Here is a 23,485-nt window from a genome sequence, read left to right as displayed (position 1 = left end):
TTTGCGTTTCCGCGCCGATTCCGTGTTTAGGCTAACATTTTTGGGCCCAATCAAACAGAGCAGGCGCCATTGCTGGCGCCTGCTTTAAGGTTACATCATGGCCAAGGCCAAATAGATGGGCAGGCCGATGGTGAGATTGTTTGGGAAGGTCACCCCCAAAGACAGCGACAAATAAATGCCTGACTTTGATTGGGGCAGGGCCAGCCGCATCGCGGCGGGTACAGCGATGTAAGACGCAGATGCGTTAAGCACCATAAACAAGAATGTCCCGCCAGCGGATAGCCCGATCGGTTTGGCAACCACCCAGCCGATCAATGCGCCGATCAAAGGCATCAGTACACCAAAGGCAAAAAGGCCTAAGGAGAGGTCACCGCGGTTTGACAGCAAGCTGCGCCCGGCGGTGAGGCCCATATCCAGCAAAAATAGGCACAATACGCCCGTAAAGGGCAGCACGATAAAGGGCTCGATTTGTGCCAAACCCGGTTTGCCTGTGATCGCCCCGATCAGAAACGCGCCGACCAGCAACACGATGGAGCCGTTGGCCAAAATGTGGCGTGCCAGATTGGCGTCCACTTTGGTTTGGCTCTTGTCGCGTGCGGCGAGCCATAGGGCCGAAACGATGGCTGGTGCTTCCATAATGGCCGCCACGGCCACTAAATAGCCTTCACTATCGATGCCACTCGTTTCCAGCAAACTGGCGGCGGTGACAAAGGTGACAATGGAGATCGAACCATAATGCCCGGCCACTGCGGCAGCATTCATGCGGTCCAGTTTGGTGATGGCGCGCAACAGCGCATAGGCTAAAATTGGCAAGAGCAACGAGAGCAATGCGCCGGCAGCAAGGCTGGCCAACAATTGGCCGGAGATGCCGCTTTCAGCTACGCTGACCCCGCCTTTAAAGCCAATGGACAGCAGCAAATAGATCGACATCACCTTGGCCGCGCCTTCGGGGATGGACAAATCGCTGCGGGCAAAGGCGGCAACCAGACCAAGAGCAAAAAACAAAATGGTGGGGGCCATCAGATTGCTGGCCAACATATCGAGGGATATGGACATCGAAACTCCTTTCAAGACCGTGCCGAACTAAATCGGTACTGCTCTTGACGGACTCTAGATATAATTTCAAATATATATAAACGCTAATAAGCATAGGATGAAACTATGATTAGGCCAACCATCCGTCAGTTGGAATATATTGTGACCGTGGCCGATATTGGTCGCATCGGCGCGGCAGCGGCCAAGTTGAACGTAAGCCAACCCAGCCTTTCAGCCCAATTGGCGGAGGTCGAAGCGGATCTGGGCGTTGCGCTTTTTCACCGGGATCGGAGGGGCGCAACCCCCACAAATGAGGGGCGCGAAATTATGCGCCGGGCGCGATTGATTCTGCGGGACATGGCGGATTTACGTGCGGCAGCAAGCGGGGTGAGTGCCTTCCAAGGGCGGTTGCGCCTTGGCGTGTTGCCCTCGATCAGCCCTTATCTGCTGCCCAATGTGGTGAAGCGCTTGCACTCAGATTATCAAGATTTGCGGTTGGTGGTGCGCGAAGAAAGCACGCGCGATCTGGATGAAGGCTTGCGGTCGGGCCGTTTGGATATGATTATCTCAACGCCGGAAGATCACGCTTCGGGCATGGCCACCCATCTTTTTAAAGAGCATTTATGGGCGGCTTTGGCACAGGACGATCCGTTGGCCCGTAGCAACAAGCCCATTGAATTATCAAAACTGGCGAACCGCACCTTCCTGACTCTAGGTCCGCAGCACCGCTTGTCTCACATCGTGGCGGGGTTGGCCGGGCAGGTGGGCGGATATCTATCCGATGAATATGAGGGCACCAGTTTGGACGCGATCCGCGCCATGGCCGCCGCCGGGGTTGGGGTGGCCATTTTGCCAGAAATTTACACCAAGACGGAGGCGCAACGGGGGACTGACGTGCGATTGCGCAGGATTAAGGTAGATCGCGCCTTCCGCAACATTGCGCTGGTCGAGCCACACCGCAGCGCCGCCAGCCAGAAAGGCACCGTGCTGGCACAGCTTTTATCAGATGAAGCGGCTAAATTGTTAAAGCAGTAGCCTAACTGGCTAAGCCCAGTTCTTCATCGCTCGCGGCTTGGTTGTATTTATCTTTTGGCGGCCATGGACGTTCGCGCCAATCCGGGCTGAATACAAAGCTTGATTTTGCGCGGCCCTCAAGTAGCGCCCCATTGCCAGCACCCAAGGCGTAGTCATAATAGAGTTTGACGATCTCTTCGCGACTGACCTGTTGTGCCGCGTCATGCGCCAGACAGGCATTGCGCCATTTCAGCAGCCGTGCAAACTCTTCGGTTTGTGGAATATCGAAATCTTCATAATAATCCAGGAACCAAAACCGCATAAAGAGCGGTGTGTAGACCGCTTCTGCCAACCCAAACTCTTCAAATAGGAAGGTGTTGTTGGGGCTGTGATGCGCTAGAAAATCGTTCAGCATGCGATAATGGTTGAGCATCTTATCGATATAGGTTTGCCGCTCGTCGGACTTTTGATTCATCACCATCATATAGCCACTCATGGTCAACGGCCCTTCAAAAGCAATCAGCATATTTTCAACGGCATGGCGCATTGGGTCTTGCTGGCGAACCGGGTTTTCGCCGATCACCTCGTCCAGATAACGCAGGATGACGAGGCTTTCTTTCAAAATATCTCCCTCCGCTGTTTCTAAAACGGGGAGGGAGGTGGTGCCGCGGGTTTTGGCCAGCAAGTCCGGGTCGCGCGGTTTGGTGATGTCCACCACGTGAAACTCAACCGCATCTTGCTGACCTTTAAGCGCCAGCAAGATTTCAAGCCGTTGGGAAAAAGGACAAACGGGGATGTGATACACTTTAATTTTTTGGCTCATAATGTTTGTCCTTCTCAGTTGGTTTATTGCTTTACGCCCACACCATGGCGCAGGATCATAAAGATGAATAGGCCCATTGTGGCAATGGTGACAATTGACCCCACCTTGGCCAGTGTTTCCCCCGCACCACTGATGGCCATGGCGATGCCGGGCACCAAAATGATCACAGCCAACAGGCTGATGCCCAAATGGATTGGCGCAAGTTTTGATTGGGCAGCGTCAGGCGTAAGTGCGTAATAAATGCCGTAAATTGTGAGCGTCACAAAACCGATCAAATTTAAATGCCCGTGGGCGGGTGACAAAGTGTGATCATGGGTAGCAGACATTTGAATGCCCCACGCCATGCCTGCCAACGCACAAAGTGCGCCTGCCGCAAAAAACCATTTTGATAAATCTCTCATTCTTCCTCCTCCATTTTCTGAACCAGAGTTCTCCCATTGCTCAATTGATAAAACTGGCACTAAAATAAACCAAATTGATTTTGCTTATTTAGGTTATTGATCAGATGAATTTCGCAACCTTTGATCTGAACTTGATGCGGGTGTTGGACGCGCTGTTGCGCGAGCAATCCACGGTGAAGGCGGCGCAAAAACTGAACTTGTCGCAATCCGCAGTGTCCAGTGCGCTTTCGCGCTTGCGGCATATGCTTAATGATCAATTGTTTATTCGTCGTGGCAACCGATTGGTGCCCACCGACTATGCGCAAAAAATTGCGTTACCCCTCCGGGAGGAAATGGATCGACTTGAAGCGCTGTTCGCGCAGCCGAAATCTTTTGACCCAGCTGCAGAACATATGGACTTCCGCATCGCCGCATCTGATTTTTTCGCAGAACTTTTGATGCCGATCCTTGCCAACGGTATGGCCGTAGCCGCGCCAAACATCCAGCCTAAACTGATCGATTTGGTGCCCCATCGCTATATTCAAACGGTGGAGCAGGGCAGTTCCGATTTGGCATTAATCCCAGAAGAGCCCGTGGGCAATTGGGCGGAAAAAGAGGTTTTGTTTCACTCGGCTTTTGCCGTGATCGCAAGACGAAATCATCCTGCGCTTCAAAAAGCCAATACCAAAGCAGGCGAGTTGATGCCGTTGGAATTATTTTGTGCGCTGCGACACGCGCTGTTTTCCCCAGAAGGTAATTCCTCCGCCATGGGGGATGCCGCATTAGCAAAACTTGGCCGCACGCGAAAAGTGGGCATGACCTTGCAGGTTTTTTCCGGCGTCTGCCGGGTGGTGAGCGAAAGCGATATGATCGCGTTAATTCCCTGGCAGCTGGGCCAAAAATGGGCCGATCAGATGCAGCTCGACATCTTCGTGCCGCCCATGCATGTCCCCATCGTCAAAATTGTCGGCGTTTGGCACAAACGCTCCACCAACAACCCCGCCCACCGCTGGGTCCGAGAGCAGATCTTTGCCGAAATGAAAAAGCTGGATGCAATCCAACCCGATCTGTCGGCTTGGCCACAGGCGGGGCAGTAGGCTATATCGCCTTCATATTCACCCGCTTTGAAAGCTCCTCGCGACTTTCCACCCGCTCGGAATAACGGTCCACCAGATAGGCAGCGGTGCCGCGGGTGAGTAGGGTGAATTTCATCAATTCTTCCATCACATCCACAACCCGATTGTAATAGGGGGAGGGGAACATGCGGCCTGCCTCGTCAAATTCATTGAAGGCTTTGGGGACCGAGGATTGGTTGGGGATGGTGATCATGCGCATCCATCGGCCCAACACCCGCATTTGATTGATGGTGTTGAAGCTTTGTGAGCCGCCGCAAACTTGCATTAAAGCCAAGGTGCGGCCTTGAGTGGGGCGCACGCCGCCGATGGGGGCGAGGGGGAGCCAGTCGATCTGTGTTTTCATCAGCCCGGTCATATTGCCGTGCCGTTCCGGCGAGCACCAGACTTGCGCTTCGGACCAGAGCGACAGCTCTCGCAGTTCTTGCACTTTTTCATGGTCTACATTGTCTTCATCCACTAAGGGCAGGCCCTTGGGGTTGAAGAGTTTCACCTCAGCGCCCAAAGCTTCCAAAATCCGCGCGGCCTCTTCGGTTAAAAGCCGGGAAAAGGAGCGTTGGCGCAAAGAGCCATAGAGCATCAACACGCGTACCGGATGGGCGGGCTGTGCTGCGAACAATTGGCTGTGGTCAATCGGGTGCAACTGGTCGGCGACCAGATTGGGCATATTAGGTTTTTTGTCGGTCATGGTTTTGCTATCCGGGGAAATGTTGCTTTGTACGGTTGGCCAAAGCCACCAGCGACAACATCACAGGCACTTCCACCAGCACGCCGACCACCGTTGCCAGCGCTGCGCCGGAATTGAGGCCAAACAAGCCAATCGCCACGGCCACTGCCAACTCAAAAAAGTTGGAGGTGCCGATCAGGGCGCAAGGGGCGGCAATGCGAAAGGGTACCTTCATTTTCCACGCGGCCAAATAGGCTACTGCAAAAATGCCGTAGGATTGCAGCAACAACGGAATGGCGATGAACAAGATCAGCAACGGATTGGCGAGGATTATTTCGCCCTGAAAACCGAACAACAGCACCACGGTGGCCAACAGCCCGGCGATGGAAGCGGGCTTGAGTTTGGCGGTGAACGCATCGACGGCGGCCACATTGTGGGCGCGGGCGTTCAGCGCTTTGCGGGTGAGATAACCCGCCACCAGCGGCACCAGCACATAAAGCACCACGCTCAGCACCAACGTGTCCCAGGGCACTGGAATATTGGTGACGCCCAACAGCACGGCGACGATGGGGGCATAGGCAAAGATCATGATCAGGTCATTGACGCTGACTTGCACCAGCGTGTAGTTCGCGTCGCCCTTGGTGAGGTGAGACCACACAAACACCATTGCCGTGCAGGGGGCGGCGCCCAGCAAAATTAGTCCGGCAATATAGCTGTCGGCTTCGGTAGGGGTGATGAAGGCGGCAAAAATATATTTGAAAAAGGCAACGCCCAAAATCGCCATGGTGAAAGGCTTGATCAGCCAGTTTACCACCAAAGTGATCGCTAGGCCTTTCGGTTCTTTCGCCACATCTTTGATGGAGCTGAAATCAACGGACACCATCATCGGATAGACCATCGCCCAAATCAAAATGGCGACAGGCAGATTGACCTTCGCCACTTCCAACTGCGCCAAAAATTGCACTAATCCGGGCATCACTTGCCCAAGGCCAATGCCGACAATGATGGCGAGGGCGACCCAGATGGAGAGATATTTTTCAAATGTGCCAATGCCGCCAGGGGCGGTGCTTTGCTCTTGCGTAGACATTTAGGCCACCTCTTCCATCTGGCCGATGGCCATCATTTCTTGTTTTAAGGCAGTAGGGTCGAGCTGATCGAATGGCAGTGCCAAGAAGCGTGAAATGCGCGCGTGCAATTGGGCATAGGCCAGATCAAATGCTGCTTCCACCGCTTCTTGCGGCGCGGTCACCGCTGCGGGATCAGGAATGCCCCAATGGGCCGTGGTTGGTTTGCCGGGCCAAATTGGGCAGGTTTCGCCCGCCGCATTGTCGCAAACGGTGATGATGTAATCGAGCGCTGGTGCATCCGCGCCGGCAAATTCGTCCCAGCTCTTAGACCGGGCAAAGCCGGTGTCGATCTTATGTTTTTCGAGCGTCTTGAGCGCTTGTGGGTGTGGCTCGCCTTTGGGCTGTGACCCGGCGGAATAGGCGACAAAATCTGGGGCACCAAGATGGTTGATCAGCCCTTCAGCCAAAATAGAACGGGCAGAATTGCCCGTGCACAAAATGAGAATTTGAGCAGCTTTACGCGTCATTACAATTTTCCGTTGAACAGGTGATTTGTTGAATAAAGGGCTGGCACAATTGCGGCTGGCCGCCGCAACAATCTTCCAGCAAAAAGGAAAGCATGGCAGTGACCCCGTCCATATCCGCATAATAGCGAATGGTGCGGCCCTCGCGCTTGTTCTTCACCAGGCCCGCATTCAGCAACACAGAAAGGTTGGCCGACATGGTGTTTTGTTTGACCTGCAGCTTTTCGCCAATTTCCCCGGCCATAAGACCATCCGCGCCGGCTTTCACCAGCAGGCGGAACACTTCAAGCCGTGTGGCTTGGCTGAGGGCAGCAAAAGCCTGAGTTGATTGTAATATATCCATATATCATGAATAATTGATATATTTGGATCGGTCAATCTGTTTTGTGGGTGTTCTGATTTCAAGACTTAATGGCTGGTCATGGGGTGGGAACTCACCCAAAGTTCCACGCTTTCCTCATCGCTCACAACTTTAGAAAAGTGCTTTTCGCTGGTGTCGTGATGGATGGTGTCGCCGGGCTTCATTTCAAAAACCTTGTCGCCCAGATGATATTCCAGCTCGCCGGAAATCAGATAGCAAAACACTTCGCCTTTGTGCTGCATCATCTCCGCCACATGCCCGGGCGGGCGGTGAATGATGCAGGGGTAAAACAGGGCGCCGGAAAAGCCCGGCCCTAGTTTTTCATACCAGCGGCCATTTTCACCCAAGCTGTAGCTTTGGCGATGCTCAGCTTTGGTGAGCGGTTCAAACGGCTCGCTCACATTTAGCAATTGCTCGATTGAGGTGTTGAGCACCCGCGCAATCCGCATGAATGAGGAGAGGGAAGGCGCGCTGATGCCGCGCTCCACTTGCGAGATAAAACCAACCGTCAGTTCAGTTGCCTCGGCCACTTCCACCAGTGTTTTGCCCAGCGCTTTGCGCCGCCGCCTGATGGCAAAGCCAATTTCTTCATTGCTGGGTTCAGGGCGGGCATCTTGCACGGGACAGGCCTTTCAAACATCGGCGTAAATAATTCGATGCGCCAATGTGCATGGCTGCGCACGCAAACACAACCCCTTAAGTTTTACTAAAATAAATTTTAGCTTGACTAAATTAAAATCAGATAGCAGTTTGGATTGGATACAATCTGCAATAGTGCAAAATTCATCTCTGAGGGAGGAAACTAGGATGAAAAAACTATTGATGGCGACTGTAGCTGCCGCCGCAATGTTTTCAGCAGTGCCCAGCATGGCCATTGAACGCGGCGGGTCTTTGACCTTTGCGCGCTATGATGATTCCACGCTGATCGATCCAATTTACGCTGACCGTAATCCAGATATTTGGATGGTCACCAATCTTTACGACACCTTGTTGCGCACCGAGGCGGACGGCAAAACCGTGACCTCTGGTTTGGCCGAAAGCTACGATGTGGCCGAAGACGGGCAAAGCGTGACGCTGACCCTTCGTGATGGCATCATGTTTTCCGATGGCACGCCGATTGAGGGCAAAGATGTTGTCTTTTCACTCACCCGTGCGTCGGATGCCGATCTCAGCCCATGGGCCGGATTGCTCAGCTCCATTGAAGAGGTGAGTGCCGATGGCAACCAGATCACCATCACTCTGAACCAACCAGACCCAACCATTGTGTTGATGCTGGCCACGTTCAACACCGCCATTGTTTCTGCTGATGCGTTTGAGGCCGCGAGCGGCGAAACGGATCAGGAAAAAGCCCAAAGTATCGCTATTGATGGCTTTGTGGGGTCCGGTCCCTTCATGATGAAATCCCATCAGCGCGGCACCTTGATGCAATTTGGCGCGAACCCGCATTATTGGCGCGAAGGCGAGGATGGTCAGCCGTTGCCTTATATGGATGGCATCAACTTCCTTGTGATCCCCGACGATGCGACCCGTATTTTGAAGCTGCAAGCAGGTGAAGTCGATGCGGCTGAATTTATCCCGTTTGCCCGCGTGGGTGAGTTGGAAGCAGATCCAAACATCAATATGGAGCTGTTCCCATCCACCCGCATTATCTATTCGCCGATCAATACCCGCGAAACCCGTGCTGATGGTTCTGCCAATCCGCTGGCGGACGTGAAGCTGCGACAGGCACTCAACTATGCCACCAATAAGGACGCTTTGGTGCAATTGGTGCTGCAAGGGGCGGGCAAGCCAGTTTCATCCGGCCTGATGGCCTCCACCACCCAATTGGCCACAGATAATGGCCCGATCTATCAATATGATTTGGACAAAGCCAAAGCGCTGATTGCCGAGGCGGGCGTGCCGGACGGCACCGAATTGACCCTGACCATTCTGGCGGGCTCAGCTGACGATGCGATCATTTTGAGCGCCTTGCAGCAAATGTGGTCACAGATCGGCATTGATTTGAACGTGGAACAGGTTGATGGGCCAACCCGTGGCGCGAAAAACCGTTCGGGTGAGTTCGACATTCACACCTATGGCTGGGTGAATGATGTGAACGATCCGGCGCAGGTGGCAGGCTGGTTGGGCTATTACCCAACGGCAAAAGCTGTTGGCACAGGCTGGAACAATGAAGAGTTCAACAGCCTTTATGAAGCCTCCAATGTGGAGATGGATCCAGCAAAACGCGCCGAGCAATATGCGCGGATGCAGGCGATCTACAATGAAGCGGCACCATTGCTCTTTATGTACGAAACGCCATTTGCGGTCGCTTTGTCCGCTGATGTGCAGGGCTATGTGCAAACCCCATTGGGCAATAATGAGTTCGCCTCCACTTGGATCGAACGTTAGGGCCTCCTCCTATGGGTCTTTATCCACCTGACCCTAACCTTGGCATGTGGGCGCATTGGCGCTCACATGTCCTTTGAGAACAGCTATGTCGACCATTTCCTATTTCCTTTCGCGGTTGCTGCAAATCATCCCGACCTTTTTGATCGTGATGGTGATCATCTTTTTGCTGGTACGCGCTTTGCCGGGCGACCCGGCCATTGCCATGGCCGATGCAAAAGCCACCGCCGAACAGCTCGAACAAATCCGCCAGCGTTTGGGGTTAGACCAACCGCTTTGGGTGCAATTTGGCATCTTTGTCAAAAATGTCTTCACCGGCAATTTGGGTGACTCCATTTTGCTGAAAGCGCCTGTCACCCAAGTGATTATTGAGCGCTTGCCTGCTTCAGGGTTTCTCACGCTCTATGCGGTGTTGTTTTCCTTGTTGATCGCAGGGCCGTTGGCCTTTGTCGCCGCGTTGAACCGCAACAGTTGGGTCGACACCAGCATTCGCTCCATCTTTCAGGTGGGGCTATCCACCCCGGTTTTTTATATTGGCTTGCTGTTGCTCACCTTTTTGGCCGCGCGCATGCGGTGGTTTCCAGTGGGCGGATATGGCACGACATTTCTTGAACATATGTATCATTTGCTTTTGCCTGCGCTCACCGTGGCGCTTTACACCTCGGCGATCATCATGCGCAATTTGCGCTCTTCGGTGATTGAAGTGGTGGATGCTGAATATGTGCAATTTGCCCGCGCCAAAGGTTTGCCGGAGCGCATTGTTCTGGGCCGCCATGTGCTGCGCAACGCGTTGATTTCAACCGTCACCCTGTTGGGCCTATCCATCGGCAATTTGATGAGCGGCACCTTGGTCACTGAAACTGTGTTTGCGGTGCCCGGCGTGGGTCGCCTGATGCTCGATGCGATTTTTGCCCGCGACTATCCGCTCATTCAGGGCCTGACGCTCACCTTTGCGGTGCTCGTCTCCATCATCTTTTTGCTCACGGATATGATCCAGGCTTGGCTCGATCCCAGATTGCGGGTGGCGTAAATGGTCAAAAAACTTCTTTTCCGCTTGCCGCGTAAATCGCAATTGGTGGCGCTTCAGCGCCCCAGCTTTTTGCTCGGCCTTTTTATCTTGCTCAGTTCGATTTCACTGGCGCTGTTTCCAGATCTGTTCGCGCCTTACGACCCGAATGTGTTTGATTACACGGCGATCAAACAACCGCCTTCGGCGCTGCATTGGTTTGGCACCGACAATTTGGGGCGAGACACTTTTTCACGGGTGATCTGGGCCTATTCGGTCAATATGCAAATGGCACTGTTCGCCACCATCTTTTGCTTGGCCATCGGTATCTTTGTTGGGGCATTGGTGGGCTATTATGGCGGCGTCGCCGATATGATTTTTGGCCGCTGCGTCGATGCGATCATCACATTTCCCTTTTTGGTGCTGGTGATTGCGGTGGTCGCCGTGTTGGGGCCGGGCCTCACCAATATGTATATCGCCATCACCCTTGTGGGCTGGGTCTATTATGCGCGGTTGATGCGGGCCGAAATTATGGGCCAGATGGCCAATGACTACGCGGCGGCGGGCAAGGTGATGGGCTATTCCGATCGCCGCATTATCTTCCGCCATTTAATGCCCAACGCCATCACCCCGGTGATTGTGTATTGGATGACCGATATGGCGCTGGCCATTTTGCTCGGCTCGTCCCTTGGTTATCTCGGTTTGGGCGCGCAACCGCCGCAGGCGGAATGGGGCGTGTTGATTGCTGAAGGGCGCAATTTCATCACCACGGCTTGGTGGCTCAGCCTGATGCCGGGCATTGCCATCGTGTTGACGGGGTTGGGCTTCTCACTGGTGGGCGACGGCATCACCGATCTGATGCGACCACGGGGATAGGGGACAGATATGACACAATCAAATTCACCCCTTCTATCGGTCAAAAATCTTAGCACGTCCTTCCATGTGGGCGGTCAAAAGCTCCGTGCGGTTGATGAGGTAAGTTTTGATCTCGCGACAGGCGAAGTGCTGGGCATTGTGGGCGAAAGTGGCTCGGGCAAATCCATAACCTTGCGGTCCATTATGGGGCTGGCGCGACGCTATGGCGAAGTGACGGGTGAAGTGGTGTGGCAAGGCGAAAATCTGGTCACCAAGCCTGAAGCGCAAATGCGTAAAATCCGCGGCAAAGACATTGCCATGATTTTCCAAGAACCCATGTCTTCGCTCAATCCGTTGCTGACGGTGGGCGTTCAGATCAAAGAAAATCTGGTGGCCCACACCGAGCTGGACAAAAAAGCACGGCACCATCGCGCTATTGAATTGTTGGAGCTGGTGGGCATACCTGATGCCTCGCGACGCTTGAATGATTATCCGCATCAATTTTCTGGCGGGATGCGCCAGCGGGTGATGATCGCCATTGCCTTGGCCTCCTCGCCAAAATTGCTGTTGGCGGATGAACCTACCACCGCGCTTGATGTGACCATTCAAAATCAAATTCTGAAACTGATTTTGGACCTGTCGCAAGAGTTGGGTATGTCGGTCATTTTGGTGACTCATGATCTGGGCGTCGCCGCGCAAACCTGTGATCGGTTGGCGGTGATGTATGGCGGCAAGCTGGTGGAAAAGGGCAGCACCCGCGATGTGCTGTGCAACCCGCTACATCGTTACACCATGGGCCTATTGCAATCGGTGCCCGAAAATGTCGAGCCGCGCACCCCGCTCTTTTCACTGCCCGGCACACCGCCCAGCTTGATGAACTTGCCAAAAGGCTGCGCCTTTGCCCCGCGCTGCGCCCATGCTGTTGAGGCTTGCGCAACAACAAAGCCGCCGCTTGAAGGCACCGAGCATCAAGTCGCTTGTTTCAATCCCACCCAAGCGCCCGATGGGGCAGGGGGGCAATCATGACTGAAGTTCTCAAAACTGAAAATATCGTGCTGCACTTTGCCAAAAATCGCTCTCTTGCAGATTGGGTGATGCGGCGGCCGCAGCAAAAGGTGAAGGCGCTGAATGGCGTGTCGCTGCGACTGGAAAAAGGCGAAACCCTTGGCATTGTGGGCGAAAGCGGGTGTGGTAAGTCCACCCTGGCGCGGGTGCTTGCTGGCCTTTATCAGCCACAGCAGGGTGAGATTGAGTTTTATGGCGAGACCATTCTCAATGCCAAAGGCAAGGCCCAGCGCGACTATAACCGCCGGGTGCAGATGATCTTTCAAGATCCCTATTCTTCGTTAAACCCCCGGATGCGGGTGGGGGACATGTTGCGTGAGGCGTTGGGTGTCCACAAAATGCGTGCTGAGCGTGACATTCCCGCCCGCATTGCTGAATTGCTGGAGCTGGTACGCCTGCCGCAAGATGCGGCAGACAAGTTCCCGCACGAATTTTCCGGTGGCCAGCGCCAGCGTATCGCCATTGCCCGCGCCTTGAGCGTCGAGCCGGAAGTGCTGATCGCCGACGAATTGGTTTCCGCACTCGATGTGTCGGTGCAGGCGCAAGTGGTGAACTTGCTGCTTGGGTTGCAGGAAGAATTGGGGCTGACCGTTTTGTTTGTGGCGCATGATTTGCGTTTGGTACGACATGTATCGCATCGGGTGGCGGTGATCTATCTCGGGTCCGTTGTGGAAATTGGCCCTGCGAAAGAATTGTTTGCCGCGCCGCGCCATCCTTATTCTGAAGCTTTGTTGAGTGCGGCCCCATCGCTTGACCCAGACGATAAGGGCAATGCCATCCCCCTCAAAGGCGAATTGCCCAGCCCACTCAACATTCCCACCGGGTGCGCCTTTCATGGGCGCTGCCCTCTCGCAACAGATGTGTGCAAAACCACATTGCCGCTATTGAAGGGCGACCCGGCAAAGGGGCAAGTGGCGTGTCACCATCGTGATCCGATTGAATGAAAGTCTTCCCATGTTGAATAGCTCCCCCCAAGCGAAGCGCCTTAGCGATATTCGCGACGCGCTGAAATGCCAAGATTTGGATGCGCTGATTGTGCCGCGCTTTGATGCCCATATGGCTGAATATGTTGCCGATTGCGACAAGCGCCTCATGTGGGCCACGGGCTTTTCCGGCTCAGCAGGGTTGGCGCTGATCACGCAGGATCAGGCGATCTTGTTTGTGGATGGGCGCTACACGGTGCAGGTGCGCGAGCAATGTCCAGAGGGTCTGTTCTCCTATCGTCATTTGCATGACCAACCGTTGGCCGATTGGCTCAAAACCACACAGCAGCGCGGCCTGCGCATTGGCTTTGATCCAATGCATATCCCCGCCAGCTGGCATCAAGAACTGACCGAAGCGGCGGCAGAGTCGCACAATCATCTGATCGCCACAGAAAATAATATCATCGACCAGCTCTGGACTGACCGCCCCGCCCCCATTGCTGATAAAGCGCGTCCGTTTGGCGAAGAAAAGAGCGGCGAGCATTCTGCCATCAAGCGGCAACGCATTGCGGCCCATCTGGTGGCGCATGACATTGATGTGCTGGTCGAAAATCAGCCGGACAATATTGCGTGGCTCTTGAACATTCGCGGCAATGATATTGCCTATAATCCCTTTATCAATTCGTTCCTGACCTTGGATCGCGAAGGGGGCGTGCAATGGTTTGTCGATCCGCAAAAAGTGCCACAAGACTTGACCGACTTTGAACTGGATGGCGTTGAAATTTGCGCACCCGAGCGGTTTCTGCCGGCCATCGCTGACCATGCCGCCAGCGATAAAGTCTTAGGGTATGATCCCTTGTTCACCCCCGTGGCTGTGCAATTCGCGGCAGGCGAGAGCAGCCAGATCAAACATAGCCGTAGCGCCATCACCCTAACCAAGGCGATAAAAAACGCCACCGAGCTGGGCGGGATGCGCGATTGTCACAAGCGCGATGGCATTGCCTGGACCGAACTTGGCGCATGGCTACACGCCAATGTTGCCAAGCGTTTTGCAGCTGGTGATCCCATTACCGAACTCGAGGTGACGCAAAAGATCGAACAGCTTCGTGCCCAGCTGTTTGGCTTTGAACAACTCAGCTTTGATGTGATTTCCGGGGCCGGGCCGAACGGCGCCATGTGCCACTATAAAGTCACCGAACAATCCAACCGTGCGCTCGATCCATATGAGATTTATTTGCACGATTCCGGCGGTCAATTTGCTGACGGCACAACAGACAGCACTCGCACCTATAATTTTAGTAAAACTTCGCCTGAATTTTGCGAAAATTATACTGGAGTTTTACGTGGATTTTTGGCGCTGGCCACACTCAAATTTCCGCAAAAAACATTCGGCCATCACATCGACGCCATCGCCCGCGCCCCGCTCTGGTCGATCAAAAAAGACTATGATCACGGCACTGGTCATGGGGTGGGGCACAATCTTTCCGTCCACGAACAACCCCAACGCATCGGCCGCGCCTTCAACGATGTGGAACTGGTGCCCGGCATGGTGCTGAGCATCGAACCCGGCTATTACGTCGCTGGAGAATATGGCATTCGCATCGAAAATCTGTTTGAGATCATCGACTTAGGCGACGGCTTCTACGGCTTTGAAACCCTAAGCTATATGCCCATCGAAACCAGCGCCGTGCTGCCAGAACGTTTAACTGAGACCGAGCGTGATTGGCTAAACGCTTATCATCAAAAGTGTTTTGAGCTTTTGAAAGATCAAGTTAGCGCGGACGCACTTGATTATCTCAAGCGCACCACGCAGCCAATATAGTAAGAAGGCGGCCTTGGGCCGCCTTTGCTTTAGTCGCCAACGCGTTGCACGTCATAGGTGACATTCACTTTGCAATCGGCCATGCCCATTTGCTTGAGCGCTGCCATCGCTTCGGTGTCGCCCATCAACGTCCCTAGCTCCACCAAAGTGGTGCCTTCAATTTTGGTGGGGGAGATCAATTGCATGGTCACGGTTGCGCCCACACGGGTGCAACTGTTAGTGTCAGCATTGGCGCAGCTTGAGCCGTCAAAAATCTTGCCCTTATAGCTGTTCTCGCCTGTGCTTTCCCACGCCATGGGGGCGCCTTCTTCATTGAAAATGTTCATTGAATTCGGGTCAAATTTACCGCCCCATTTGATGCGGCGTGTTTCGCCTTTCTGGGTGAACGCGCCATTATTTTGCAACATATTTTCCATCATGGGATTGCAATCTTCCACACTGCCACCTGTGGCATCGCCGCGCCACAAACCGTCTTGGGGCACAATCGGCGCCGCGTCTATGGCGGCGGCGCTGGTGAGCAGAATGAACGAGGATAGGGCTGCAATTTTCATATTCATCATCTTGGTTCCTATTCTGAAATTATGGTGTCTTCGGCACCTGCGGTGACGATGAGTGGCTTGCGCACAAGCACGATACGGCCATCGCGTCCTTCAAGCACATAGCGCAATTCGAAGGTGCCTTCTTCTGCCGGGGCGGTGAGGCGGCCCACGCCATTTTGGGCGTGTTCCGTATAGAAGTAAGTGATCTCGCCGCTAAACTCTTCATAGCCGGGGGTGACAATGTCGACCCAGTCGCCAGAGGTGTTGGGCGCGTTGAACTGCACTTCAAATTCAGCGCCGGGTTTCACCTGCGCAGGCGCCACCAAATTTGCCGTTGTTGGCAAAACGGTGAGAGGCACGACCAAGCCAACAGAGCGATCTTGCTCGCCTTGCACCACATAGCGCAGATCATATTCGCCTGGCGTAATTGGCATTTGCAGTTGCGCCGGATTGCCATCGCGTGCCCAAGCATAGGTCACTTCACCATCGGTGCGGCTGGCCCCGCGCTCTATGGTGTCGATATAATCATCGGCATTGTTTGGTCCTTTCCATGTCACCTCGACCATCTCCCCCTGTTCGGCGGATTGAGGCGCGTCGAGCACAAATTCTGCTTCAGTGACGGTGATCGGGAGGGTGGCAATCGTGTCCCAGCCAGTGCGACCTGTCCAACGATAGCGCAAAATATAGTCGCCGGGCGTGGCGGGCATTTTGAACAATTGCGGATTGCCGTTGGCCGTATAGATAAAGTCGAGACCCGCCTGTTCAGGCGTTTTGGCTGAGACAATGTCGATAAAATCATCCTCAGCATTTGGCCCGTCCCAACTCACCTCAATGGCCGTGGTGATTGGCGTGCTTTGCTTATCTACCATCAACTTCGCTGTAGGCAGATCAATTGGCTCGGGCTCAGCCAGCTCAGTTGATTTGACTTCTGCTGTTTGCGCGACGGTTTGATTAAGTGCGGCGGTCAGGCCATCGGCGTCCTTCGCGGACACATATTGGCCGCCTGTATTTTGCGCCAAACAGGCGACTTGCGCGCCTTCTGCCTGGCTTAAGCCAAAGCCGATTACGTGCGCGGTGAAATCAATGCCTGCTTCTTCCAACTCGATGCCGAGGGCACAGGGGTCAGCTGCGCAGGTTTCTAGCCCGTCGGTCACCAGCACTACGGTTGCTGGCTCTTCAGTAAAGCGCAGCGCTTCGGCAGCTTGTCGCACCGCGGCAGAAAGCGGTGTTTTACCTTGGAACCGCATTTTATTGACCGCATCAGTTATCGCTTCAGATTGGCCCAAGGCAGGTTGCACCAACACCTCAATATCGCTGCAATCGCCCCGGCGGCGGTGGCCATAGGCGACGAGGCCCAAAGCTTGGTCTGCATCCAATTGCGGCAACAGATTGGCCACAGCTTCGCGCGCGATTTGCAGTTTTGGTACGCCCTCAATTTGCCCCCACATGGAGCCGGAACCGTCCATCACAATAATAGTGCGGCCCGCCTCTTGTGCAGACACAGCGGTAGCGCCCATTGCCAAGCTGGCAATGGTGATCATGGCAAGTTTTTTCATTTTTCCTCCCTAGGCGGGCTTGGTTGGTTCTGGTTGCGGGGCTTTCGGTCCCATGCCAGCCCAGCCTGCGGCTTTATTGCCCAATTCCTTGAATTTCTTGGATGCGCCTTCCAAACGCTCTTCCCATTCGGGGTTCGGCACTTGCCCATCGGTGACTTTGAAAAAGGCTTGCAGCAAACATGCAATGGCAAATGGTTCGATCAAGGCGGCTTTGACCGCCCAAGCAAACAGAATGGCAAACACAATGCCGCCAGCTGACCATGCGCCCGGCATCAAATAAACCACCAAACCGGCAGGGGCCAACATCACCAAAAACACGAGGAAGGACAGCAGATATACAAACAGGGTAACCCATGCGGCGTTGATCATCATCGGCTTTGCATTTTGCCCATAAAGCACCAATGCTTCGCGCGCGCCATGCCAAGGGTTTTCTGCATTTGTGCGCAAAATATGTGCCAACACCACTTCGTCCAGCAGGCCAACGGCCACTTTAAGATAAGCGCGCACCACGCCCATAATCCGGTCTAACCCCGGAACAGGCAACAAGGACATCAAGCCCTGCAACAATCCGGTGATGGCGTTGATCACGCCTTTCACCAATTGGTCGATGCCGAACAAAATTGAGGCTTTGCCAAAGTGGTTTTTCACAATGGTTTGTGCGTAGGCCACCTGATTTTGGGGTAATTCGCGCCCGTCCAATGCTTCGATCATCACCGCGATATGGCCAGCTTTGACCATATAGAGCGTATATTCGCGCAGGAAAAAGATGATGCCCAAGGTGAGCGCCAAGCCGATGCCGCCACCCCAAAAAGTGGTGGTGCCTTGAAAATCGGCATCACCCATAAAGCCGACGCCATAGCCAATGCCCGCCCCGGTGCCGGTGATCAGCACGATAGAAACGGCGACAATAAAGTAGACCGCCATCCGAAATAGCAAGAAGGGTGCGGTTTGCCGCATCAACCCCATCGACTTTGAAAAACTAAAATCCCACATCAAATCTCTCCTTTTGTCTTGCGCTAGCAGACAATAATTTTTTCCAACACTACCATTTGGTATAGATTATAAAAAATGGGGTCAGAACCCGCTTAAAATGCCCGCGCGCAGTGCCTGCCGCAAAAGCAAATTGGCGTGGGTGAACGGCATTGAATGGCCCGCATCTTCAACCAGATGCAATTGGGCTTGCGGCAATCTTTGAGCCATTTTTTCAACTGCCGCTTGCGCAACGGTTTGGCTCTGCTGTCCGTGGAATAAATGCACGGGCAGGTCCATGCCGTCTAGCCAATCCCACCAATCCAAATTGGTCAGGCGCATATCGTCAGTGAAGCCCAAGCCTTGCTGGGCGGTGACCAACGCAAAGCTTGTTTCAAGCGCCGCAAGATATTTGGCTTGGCTTAAGCGATCCCGGTCAAATTCCGCATCGGCGAATAATAATTGCGGGATGATGTCCACGCCCTTTTTCTGAATTTGGCCAATGCCGACATTGACGATCCAGTGCATAAAGGCAGGCATTTTTTGTGCCGCCCAGGCGTTTACCCGGTGCAGCTTTGGCATATGCTCGGTGTCGTCCATGCCGCCCATGGGCGGGGTGGTGGCCCCGCAAATCAGCGCCATGCTGTGCTGCGGGAATGTGCGGGCGAAGGCAAAGGCGAAATGGGTGCCAATATCTTGCCCCATAATCACCGCCTTTTTCCAACCCGCATGATCCATAGCGCGTTTGGCCTGGCGCATCGCTCGGTCCACAGGGTCCATGTCTTTTTCCAAGGGATTGGCCCCATAGCCGGGGCGCTCAATCGCGATCACATCTAACCCCAGTATATGGGCCGCGGTGCGGCCAATATCTTGCGGCATAATGCCGAAAAAGGCGCCGTGGAAAAACAAAACCGGGCAACCGTCCGCAAGGCCAAACCGCCGATAAGGCACCCAATCGCCATCTAAATGATCGTGATTGAGGGTAATCGGTGTGCCTTCAGTCAAGTCCTGCCGCAGCGCAATTTGGTCGAGCATGGTGCCCGCCGAGGCGACCATCGCTACCAATTGCGCCTGTGAACGGGCGTTGGTTTTGTTCAGGATGGATTTTATATGCTGCCGCACCGTGCTGGTTTTTCGGTCGGATTGGTCGGCAATGGCTTGTGCATCCATGCCCTTCACCAGATCGTTCAAAATATGTTGCTCAGTGGGGGTGAGCCCATAAATATTTTCCAGCGGTTGCGCGAGCAGCGGCGAAAGACCAGCCCGAATTTCGGTAAGCAATAGCCGTTGCCCGCTGCCCAACCATTGGCCTGCAAAGATTAGCTTTTGATCTTCACATCCGTGAAAGCGCAGCAAAGTTGGGGCGTTTTGATCTTGATGCCCAGCATCAGGCAGGTTTGGCTCAAATTCACTGGGATGTACATGCTGCCCCACTTCAATGGGCAAAATGCGCAGTGCCCGGCCATTGGCCGAATTGACCAAGCCACGTCGATCCATCAGCAACAGGGCGGGTTCATCCCCTTCTTCAATATCTTCCAAACGATGCACCAGATCATCCAGCAAAGCAGCTTTGATCTGCTCATCTTGAACCTGTTTTGGCGCATCGATCTTTTGCGCGACCTGATCAATAATTTGCTGGTAAATCTTGTACATGGCGGAAAGAAACTGAAAATGAAAGCAGCAGAATAGGGCGAATGACGGAATTTGTAAGCCCTTTTCACGCACTCTGCATAAAAATCACGACATTAGCTGTTTTGTAAGCGTTTTTCATGATATTATGATTTAGCAATTAAATTTCACAGCATGTAAGCGATTTTCATGGCGAAGCAGCAAAATCATCAATTTTCGGGCCCAGTAAGCGTTTTTCAGGAACTTCGATTGCCGGAACAAGCCCAACCGGTTGGCTATGCTGCGCTGATCGATGCATATGATCTGGCCGTGCCGCTGCCGCTTATTCTTTGCGCCATTGGCCGAAAACATCAGATTATCGAAGCCCAAAATTGGCGACTTTATACGCCGCGACACGCTCCAGCTGCCACCCTTGAAGGGCATCTCACCTTTGCCCTCAAATATGAGGGGGTGGATTTGTGTGTGCTCAAAAAACTGTTTGAGACAATCGACGGGGCGGAGCTTGCGGGACTAATCCAGCAAAAACCCAATAGCGCCTATTTGCGCCGTATCTGGTTTTTATATGAATGGCTATTGGGCACACAGCTCGAGCTGCCAAACGCAAAAACCGGCACCTATGCCCATGTGGTGGACCCAAAATTACAATGGGCGGTAAAGGGCAGCACCTCCACCCGACATCGGGTGCATAATAATCTGCCCGGCACGCCAGACTTTTGCCCGATGGTGCGGCGCACATCGCGGTTAGAGCAGTTTGTTGCGCGACAATTTGATCAGGAAGCACGGGCGATCGTGGGCAGGATTTCGCAATCCATTCTCTCGCGCACAGCGGCCTTCTTGTTGTTGAAAGACTCCAAATCCAGCTACGCCATTGAGGGCGAAGCGCCGCCCCATGATCGTATTCAACGTTGGGGCAAAGCCATTGGCGAGGCAGGACGTCACCCGTTGGATGAAGAAGAATTTTTGCGGCTGCAACGTTTGGTGATCGGCAAAGACACGCGCTTTATCCAGTTGGGATGGCGGCATGAGGGGGGCTTTGTGGGAGAGCACGAGCTCGATACGCGCCTGCCTTTGCCCGAACATATCAGCGCCAAGCCAGAAGATCTGCCAACGTTGATTGCCGGCCTCATACAGTTCGATCAAGGAGTTTCTGACGAACTTGATCCGGTGATTGCCGCGGCAATGCTCGCCTTTGGCTTTGTCTATATTCATCCATTTGAGGACGGAAATGGACGGCTGCACCGTTACCTTATCCATCATATTTTGAGCGCGCGTGGGTTCAACCCGCCAGGTATGGTGTTCCCCATCTCAGCGGCAATTTTGGATCGGATTGAAGATTATCGTCGGGTTTTGGAAAGTCATTCGGCGCGCATATTACCGCTGATCGAGTGGCGCACCACGCCGAGCATGAATGTGGACGTGACCAATGACACAGCCGATTTCTATCGATATTTCGACGCGACACCTCATGCGGAGTTTCTGTTTGAGTGCGTTGAACGCACAATTGAGCAAGACCTGCCGCAAGAGGCTGAATTTTTGACGAGATATGATCAGTTCAAATCCCGCATCGAAGCCCATACCGAAATGCCAGCCTCAATGATTGATTTGCTGTTCAATTTCCTCCGCCAGAACCAAGGCAAATTTTCCAACCGCGCCCGGCAAAAAGAATTCGCGGCTTTAACCGATGACGAGGTGGTTGCGTTTGAGGAAATTTATGCAGAGATTTTTGAGGGCTAGCCCTTTTTAGACTGTAGCCAGATCACATCGCCAATGGCATCATTGGGCTGATAATCTGTCTGTGCGTCTTGCAAAATGTCGCGAATTTTTGGCAGATCATAGGCAGCACACGCATCAAACAATGCTTTGAGCAGAAGATTTAAATCTTCAAGTGGTAAAAAACGCTCCTGCGCACACATGATCCGTTCATGGCTAGTAGGTGTCGGATTTTCGCCAATCAAAAGCTCTTCATAAAGCTTCTCGCCAATGCGAAGACCGGTGAACGTAATTTCAATTTCACCCTGTTTGTGTGTGTACTGCACATCTTCTGCGATAATGGGTTTTAGACCCTGCAAGCGGATCATACGTTGCGCCAGATCGACGATCTTAACCGGCTCTCCCATATCCAACACAAAAACCTCGCCACCTTTGGCCATCGCGCCAGCTTGGATCACCAATTGGGCGGCTTCTGGAATGGTCATAAAATATCGGTTGATCTCAGGGTGCGTAACCGTAACCGGACCACCTTTGTCAATTTGCCGTTGAAAACGTGGAATAACCGAGCCAGAAGACCCCAAAACATTGCCAAAACGAACCATTGAAAAACGCGTTTTGTTGGACTGGTTGGCGTGAGCCTGACAAATAAGCTCAGCGATCCGTTTAGTGGCGCCCATAATATTGGTGGGGCGCACAGCTTTATCTGTCGATATCAAAATAAAGGACGACACCTGCGCGGCGATCGCCGCCTTCACAATCGTTTCGGTGCCGAAAATATTGTTGCGAATACCTTCAACGACATTTTGCTCGACCAAAGGCACATGTTTATACGCGGCGGCGTGATAGATCGTATCGACCTTAAAGCGCTTCAAAATAGTTTCGATACGATTGTGATTTTGCACCGAGCCGAGCACAGGCGCAATTTCGATCTGTTCGGCTTTCTTGTATGCTTCTAATTCATCTTGAATGCGATAAAGTGCATATTCAGACACTTCTAAAAGCACCAGCCGCGTGGGTTGCTGCGCTAAGATTTGACGGCAAAGCTCGCTGCCGATAGAGCCGCCAGCACCAGAAACCAGCACAGTCTTTCCGGTAATATTGGCCGAGAGCAATTGTTGGTTGGGAGGGATCGGGTCTCGCCCCAACAGATCTTCAGGTTTAACCGTCTGCAAATCGCCAATATCGGCTTTGCCTGACACGAGATCGCGCATGCCCGGAATGGTGCGCACTTGCACTTGAAAGGGCTCTAGCCGAGAAATGATGGCTTTCCGAGCGCTTACCGGAGCGCTTGGAAGCGCCAAAAGAATGGCTTTTACACCATATTTTTGGATCAGATCACCAATTTGGTTTGGACCGGAAACAGGTATGCCGCCCACTTCAATGCCATGCAACTCTTTGGCATCATCAATAAAGGCGACAGGTTGATATTCCGCCCCCTGCTTTAAAGCGTTCAGCAATTGTCGCCCGGATTCACCAGCACCATAAATCAGCACATTGTCATTTAGTTTGGCACGTTGCTGAAAATAGAGCGCCCGCAATAAAAAGCGTACACCGCCAATCAGAATGAAGGCGATAAAGGCATAGATGGCGGGCACGGAACGGGGCACTTGCAAGCCAAGCAGTTGGCTCAAAACCAACATCATTGCAGCCGAAACCAAAATGCCCGTGCCGATCGTGAGCAGCGCTTGACCACCAATGTAGCGGATAACCGCTCGGTAAAATCCGATGCGTGCAAACAGCAAAATGCTCAACGGGATTACAAGCAGCAGCACAGTCCAGCGGGCAGGGTAGGCAGCAAACCAAATTCCATCAAGCCGCAGCATCATGGCCAGCAGATAGCTGAACGTGATGAGGACAATATCAACCGCCACTTGGATGGTGCGTTTTGTCCAGCGATTTAGACCAAACAGAAAGGTCAGGAATTTATTTATCATTATTATTATGCCGCCTGATTTCGGTTCAGAATAATCACTAAGAACTGATTTGCCCACCTCATAAAGCATCGAAATGCGATTGCAAGTC

General features: G+C 53.3%; 22 protein-coding genes. 9 read left to right on the top strand and 13 right to left on the bottom strand.

Going from position 1 to position 23,485, the window contains the following annotated elements; genetic code table 11:
* Positions 1 to 90: 90 nt before the first annotated feature.
* Positions 91 to 1,056: a sodium-dependent bicarbonate transport family permease gene (locus ATL17_RS16290; protein WP_133573916.1), complete on the bottom strand. Its 966-nt coding sequence runs from the start codon at positions 1,054 to 1,056 to the stop codon at positions 91 to 93.
* 105 nt (positions 1,057 to 1,161) lie between these two features.
* Between ATL17_RS16290 and ATL17_RS16285 the strand changes: the two genes are divergently transcribed.
* Positions 1,162 to 2,070 carry a LysR substrate-binding domain-containing protein gene (locus ATL17_RS16285; RefSeq protein ID WP_133573915.1) on the top strand — a complete coding sequence of 303 codons (909 nt, stop codon included), beginning with the start codon at positions 1,162 to 1,164 and terminating at the stop codon, positions 2,068 to 2,070.
* A gap of 1 nt (position 2,071) precedes the next feature.
* On the opposite strand, the gene ATL17_RS16280 is transcribed toward ATL17_RS16285, so the two are convergent.
* Together ATL17_RS16280 and ATL17_RS16275 are read right to left on the bottom strand one after the other, a co-directional pair.
* On the bottom strand, positions 2,072 to 2,872 hold the full coding sequence (locus tag ATL17_RS16280) for a glutathione S-transferase family protein (protein ID WP_133573914.1): 801 nt from the start codon (positions 2,870 to 2,872) through the stop codon (positions 2,072 to 2,074).
* A 23-nt stretch (positions 2,873 to 2,895) separates the two neighbouring features.
* Positions 2,896 to 3,273, bottom strand: coding sequence for a hypothetical protein (locus tag ATL17_RS16275; RefSeq protein WP_133573913.1), 378 nt, complete (start codon positions 3,271 to 3,273; stop codon positions 2,896 to 2,898).
* A 104-nt stretch (positions 3,274 to 3,377) separates the two neighbouring features.
* On the opposite strand from ATL17_RS16275, the gene ATL17_RS16270 reads away from it, so the two are divergent.
* Positions 3,378 to 4,349: a LysR family transcriptional regulator gene (locus ATL17_RS16270; protein ID WP_133573912.1), complete on the top strand. Its 972-nt coding sequence runs from the start codon at positions 3,378 to 3,380 to the stop codon at positions 4,347 to 4,349.
* A gap of 1 nt (position 4,350) precedes the next feature.
* On the opposite strand, the gene arsH is transcribed toward ATL17_RS16270, so the two are convergent.
* The 5 genes from arsH to ATL17_RS16245 all read right to left on the bottom strand — a co-directional run bounded on the left by arsH (position 4,351) and on the right by ATL17_RS16245 (position 7,624).
* Positions 4,351 to 5,073, bottom strand: a complete 723-nt coding sequence (gene arsH, locus ATL17_RS16265; RefSeq protein ID WP_133573911.1) for an arsenical resistance protein ArsH — start codon at positions 5,071 to 5,073, stop codon at positions 4,351 to 4,353.
* 7 nt (positions 5,074 to 5,080) lie between these two features.
* Positions 5,081 to 6,139 carry an ACR3 family arsenite efflux transporter gene (gene arsB / locus ATL17_RS16260; protein ID WP_133573910.1) on the bottom strand — a complete coding sequence of 353 codons (1,059 nt, stop codon included), beginning with the start codon at positions 6,137 to 6,139 and terminating at the stop codon, positions 5,081 to 5,083.
* Positions 6,140 to 6,646, bottom strand: coding sequence for an arsenate reductase ArsC (locus tag ATL17_RS16255; RefSeq protein WP_133573909.1), 507 nt, complete (start codon positions 6,644 to 6,646; stop codon positions 6,140 to 6,142). It lies immediately after the preceding gene.
* The gene (locus ATL17_RS16250) at positions 6,636 to 6,986 is read right to left on the bottom strand and encodes an ArsR/SmtB family transcription factor (protein ID WP_133573908.1); all 351 of its coding nucleotides are present in this window, start codon (positions 6,984 to 6,986) and stop codon (positions 6,636 to 6,638) included. Before ATL17_RS16250 ends, ATL17_RS16255 begins: the two co-directional genes overlap by 11 nt.
* Before the next feature lie 65 nt (positions 6,987 to 7,051).
* Positions 7,052 to 7,624, bottom strand: coding sequence for a helix-turn-helix domain-containing protein (locus ATL17_RS16245; RefSeq protein WP_133573907.1), 573 nt, complete (start codon positions 7,622 to 7,624; stop codon positions 7,052 to 7,054).
* Positions 7,625 to 7,811: 187 nt separating this feature from the next.
* On the opposite strand from ATL17_RS16245, the gene ATL17_RS16240 reads away from it, so the two are divergent.
* The 6 genes from ATL17_RS16240 to ATL17_RS16215 all read left to right on the top strand — a co-directional run bounded on the left by ATL17_RS16240 (position 7,812) and on the right by ATL17_RS16215 (position 15,060).
* Positions 7,812 to 9,392 (top strand): ABC transporter substrate-binding protein, encoded by a 1,581-nt coding sequence (locus tag ATL17_RS16240; RefSeq protein ID WP_133573906.1) that lies wholly within the window; start codon positions 7,812 to 7,814, stop codon positions 9,390 to 9,392.
* An 85-nt stretch (positions 9,393 to 9,477) separates the two neighbouring features.
* The gene (locus ATL17_RS16235; protein ID WP_133573905.1) at positions 9,478 to 10,419 is read left to right on the top strand and encodes an ABC transporter permease; all 942 of its coding nucleotides are present in this window, start codon (positions 9,478 to 9,480) and stop codon (positions 10,417 to 10,419) included.
* Positions 10,420 to 11,271 carry an ABC transporter permease gene (locus ATL17_RS16230; RefSeq protein WP_133573904.1) on the top strand — a complete coding sequence of 284 codons (852 nt, stop codon included), beginning with the start codon at positions 10,420 to 10,422 and terminating at the stop codon, positions 11,269 to 11,271.
* A gap of 9 nt (positions 11,272 to 11,280) precedes the next feature.
* Complete coding sequence (locus ATL17_RS16225) at positions 11,281 to 12,276, top strand: ABC transporter ATP-binding protein (RefSeq protein WP_133573903.1); 996 nt, start codon at positions 11,281 to 11,283, stop codon at positions 12,274 to 12,276.
* Positions 12,273 to 13,259 carry an ABC transporter ATP-binding protein gene (locus tag ATL17_RS16220; RefSeq protein ID WP_133573902.1) on the top strand — a complete coding sequence of 329 codons (987 nt, stop codon included), beginning with the start codon at positions 12,273 to 12,275 and terminating at the stop codon, positions 13,257 to 13,259. Before ATL17_RS16225 ends, ATL17_RS16220 begins: the two co-directional genes overlap by 4 nt.
* A gap of 10 nt (positions 13,260 to 13,269) precedes the next feature.
* Entirely contained in the window at positions 13,270 to 15,060 is a 1,791-nt protein-coding gene (locus ATL17_RS16215) for an aminopeptidase P family protein (protein WP_133573901.1), read from the top strand.
* A gap of 29 nt (positions 15,061 to 15,089) precedes the next feature.
* On the opposite strand, the gene ATL17_RS16210 is transcribed toward ATL17_RS16215, so the two are convergent.
* The 4 genes from ATL17_RS16210 to ATL17_RS16195 form a co-directional block, all read right to left on the bottom strand.
* A complete protein-coding gene (locus ATL17_RS16210) occupies positions 15,090 to 15,620 on the bottom strand; it encodes a hypothetical protein (protein WP_133573900.1) in 531 nt (176 codons plus the stop codon).
* 8 nt (positions 15,621 to 15,628) lie between these two features.
* A complete protein-coding gene (locus tag ATL17_RS16205) occupies positions 15,629 to 17,155 on the bottom strand; it encodes a vWA domain-containing protein (RefSeq protein WP_133573899.1) in 1,527 nt (508 codons plus the stop codon).
* Positions 17,156 to 17,164: 9 nt separating this feature from the next.
* Entirely contained in the window at positions 17,165 to 18,148 is a 984-nt protein-coding gene (locus ATL17_RS16200) for a hypothetical protein (RefSeq protein WP_133573898.1), read from the bottom strand.
* 81 nt (positions 18,149 to 18,229) lie between these two features.
* Positions 18,230 to 19,777 carry a bifunctional helix-turn-helix transcriptional regulator/alpha/beta hydrolase gene (locus tag ATL17_RS16195; RefSeq protein WP_133573897.1) on the bottom strand — a complete coding sequence of 516 codons (1,548 nt, stop codon included), beginning with the start codon at positions 19,775 to 19,777 and terminating at the stop codon, positions 18,230 to 18,232.
* Positions 19,778 to 19,942: 165 nt separating this feature from the next.
* Here ATL17_RS16195 and ATL17_RS16190 point away from each other — a divergent pair, with 165 nt between their 5' ends.
* The gene (locus tag ATL17_RS16190; RefSeq protein WP_133573896.1) at positions 19,943 to 21,487 is read left to right on the top strand and encodes a Fic family protein; all 1,545 of its coding nucleotides are present in this window, start codon (positions 19,943 to 19,945) and stop codon (positions 21,485 to 21,487) included.
* On the opposite strand, the gene ATL17_RS16185 is transcribed toward ATL17_RS16190, so the two are convergent.
* Positions 21,484 to 23,397, bottom strand: coding sequence for a polysaccharide biosynthesis protein (locus tag ATL17_RS16185; RefSeq protein WP_133573895.1), 1,914 nt, complete (start codon positions 23,395 to 23,397; stop codon positions 21,484 to 21,486). The two genes, ATL17_RS16190 and ATL17_RS16185, sit on opposite strands and share 4 nt — an antisense overlap.
* Positions 23,398 to 23,485 lie beyond the last annotated feature (88 nt).

The sequence above is a fragment of the Maritalea mobilis genome (genome assembly GCF_004363175.1).
GTDB classification, from domain to species: domain Bacteria; phylum Pseudomonadota; class Alphaproteobacteria; order Rhizobiales; family Devosiaceae; genus Maritalea; species Maritalea mobilis.
The sequence above is the reverse complement of the archived record's forward strand: the minus strand, read 5'-3'. Positions and strand labels throughout refer to the sequence as shown.

Excerpts from the sequence above, each read along its gene's own strand:
- arsH (WP_133573911.1), bottom strand. The coding sequence starts at position 5,073 with ATGACCGACAAAAAACCTAATATGCCCAATCTGGTCGCCGACCAGTTG.
- ATL17_RS16250 (WP_133573908.1), bottom strand. The coding sequence starts at position 6,986 with ATGGATATATTACAATCAACTCAGGCTTTTGCTGCCCTCAGCCAAGCC.
- ATL17_RS16190 (WP_133573896.1), top strand. The coding sequence starts at position 19,943 with ATGGCGAAGCAGCAAAATCATCAATTTTCGGGCCCAGTAAGCGTTTTT.
- ATL17_RS16200 (WP_133573898.1), bottom strand. The coding sequence starts at position 18,148 with ATGTGGGATTTTAGTTTTTCAAAGTCGATGGGGTTGATGCGGCAAACC.
- ATL17_RS16185 (WP_133573895.1), bottom strand. The coding sequence starts at position 23,397 with ATGATAAATAAATTCCTGACCTTTCTGTTTGGTCTAAATCGCTGGACA.
- ATL17_RS16235 (WP_133573905.1), top strand. The coding sequence starts at position 9,478 with ATGTCGACCATTTCCTATTTCCTTTCGCGGTTGCTGCAAATCATCCCG.
- ATL17_RS16215 (WP_133573901.1), top strand. The coding sequence starts at position 13,270 with ATGTTGAATAGCTCCCCCCAAGCGAAGCGCCTTAGCGATATTCGCGAC.
- arsB (WP_133573910.1), bottom strand. The coding sequence starts at position 6,139 with ATGTCTACGCAAGAGCAAAGCACCGCCCCTGGCGGCATTGGCACATTT.
- ATL17_RS16255 (WP_133573909.1), bottom strand. The coding sequence starts at position 6,646 with ATGACGCGTAAAGCTGCTCAAATTCTCATTTTGTGCACGGGCAATTCT.
- ATL17_RS16240 (WP_133573906.1), top strand. The coding sequence starts at position 7,812 with ATGAAAAAACTATTGATGGCGACTGTAGCTGCCGCCGCAATGTTTTCA.
- ATL17_RS16275 (WP_133573913.1), bottom strand. The coding sequence starts at position 3,273 with ATGAGAGATTTATCAAAATGGTTTTTTGCGGCAGGCGCACTTTGTGCG.
- ATL17_RS16195 (WP_133573897.1), bottom strand. The coding sequence starts at position 19,777 with ATGTACAAGATTTACCAGCAAATTATTGATCAGGTCGCGCAAAAGATC.
- ATL17_RS16285 (WP_133573915.1), top strand. The coding sequence starts at position 1,162 with ATGATTAGGCCAACCATCCGTCAGTTGGAATATATTGTGACCGTGGCC.
- ATL17_RS16280 (WP_133573914.1), bottom strand. The coding sequence starts at position 2,872 with ATGAGCCAAAAAATTAAAGTGTATCACATCCCCGTTTGTCCTTTTTCC.
- ATL17_RS16205 (WP_133573899.1), bottom strand. The coding sequence starts at position 17,155 with ATGAAAAAACTTGCCATGATCACCATTGCCAGCTTGGCAATGGGCGCT.
- ATL17_RS16230 (WP_133573904.1), top strand. The coding sequence starts at position 10,420 with ATGGTCAAAAAACTTCTTTTCCGCTTGCCGCGTAAATCGCAATTGGTG.
- ATL17_RS16290 (WP_133573916.1), bottom strand. The coding sequence starts at position 1,056 with ATGTCCATATCCCTCGATATGTTGGCCAGCAATCTGATGGCCCCCACC.
- ATL17_RS16220 (WP_133573902.1), top strand. The coding sequence starts at position 12,273 with ATGACTGAAGTTCTCAAAACTGAAAATATCGTGCTGCACTTTGCCAAA.
- ATL17_RS16225 (WP_133573903.1), top strand. The coding sequence starts at position 11,281 with ATGACACAATCAAATTCACCCCTTCTATCGGTCAAAAATCTTAGCACG.
- ATL17_RS16270 (WP_133573912.1), top strand. The coding sequence starts at position 3,378 with ATGAATTTCGCAACCTTTGATCTGAACTTGATGCGGGTGTTGGACGCG.
- ATL17_RS16210 (WP_133573900.1), bottom strand. The coding sequence starts at position 15,620 with ATGATGAATATGAAAATTGCAGCCCTATCCTCGTTCATTCTGCTCACC.